Genomic DNA, 1,111 nt, shown 5'->3' with positions numbered 1-1,111 from the left:
GCCCCTTGGGTGCGAACTCCTGCTCGATCTCGGTCGTGAAGCCATACTTGTACTTGTCGGCCTCGAGCCGGCGTACGTCTTCGATCGTTTCCTTCACAGCAGGCATAAGCCCGGTCCTTCCTTAATGTCAGCCTCAAGCGCCGGCGCGCCCATCCGGGCGCGTGGCTGCCGCGCCAAGAGGCGCAGCGGCCGTTCGGCCTTTTCAGTCTCTATCCCGCAGCCGCAAGGCGAGGCCGGATGCGCGCGTATTCGCGCATCCAGGCATCCGCAAAGCGGTCCACATCGTCTTGCGTCGTCGTCCAGCCAAGGCTGATGCGTATGGCGCTGGCTGCCTCGGCCTCATCTGCGCCCATCGCTTCCAGCACACGGCTCTTGCGAACTTTGCCAGATGAACAGGCCGAACCCGCGCTTATCGCAAAACCCGCCAGATCCATCGCGATGACCTGTATCTCGCTTGGCCAGCCCGCGGCCGAAAGGCACAACGTGTTCGGCAGACGGTCCGCCCCTGCCCCCCATACGCGCACGCCTTCAACCAATTCCAGTCTCGATTGCAGCGCATCGCGCAGGGCGGCCATGCGTACTGCGTCTTCAGGTGAGGCCGCGTCCAGGGCCGCAGAAAATCCGGCAATCCCGGCAACGTTTTCTGTGCCCGAGCGGCGGCCTTTTTCCTGCCCCCCGCCATGCATCTGGCGGCTCAGGGGCGCATCACACGCCAGCAGCAACGCGCCAACGCCTTGCGGCCCGCCGCACTTGTGCGCGGAGAGCGCCGCGTAGTGGGCAAGGCTTCCGGCGAAATCGAAAGGCGCCTTCCCGGCCATCTGAACGGCATCAACGTGGAAAAGGCCGTCTGCCTCGCGCACCAGACGCCCGGTCTCCTCGACCGGCTGGATCACACCTGTCTCGTTATTGGCCGCCATCAGCGCCACGAAAGGCACACCGTCCGCATCCCGGTCCCAGCCTGCAAGGCGGCGTTCCAGCCAGACAAGATCGGCAACGCCGCTCGGCGTCGCCGGCAGAACTTCGACCTCCAGCCCGCTGGCCAGCGCCGCATCGCGAACCGCGTCGTGTTCGATTGCGGAAATGATCAGGCGGCGCACTCCGGCCCGGCTGG

The 1,111-nt window shown here is 65.7% G+C and carries 1 protein-coding gene; it reads right to left on the bottom strand.

All coding sequences use genetic code 11. The annotated features are described in order from the left end of the window. Positions 1 to 209: 209 nt before the first annotated feature. Positions 210 to 1,111: cysteine desulfurase family protein (locus ACTS2Z_RS05530; RefSeq protein WP_442572225.1), on the bottom strand; the 902-nt coding region annotated here is incomplete at its 5' end.

Source organism: Glycocaulis sp., from assembly GCF_052168375.1.
Taxonomy (GTDB): Bacteria; Pseudomonadota; Alphaproteobacteria; order Caulobacterales; family Maricaulaceae; genus Glycocaulis.
This window is presented reverse-complemented; position numbering and strand designations above follow the sequence as displayed.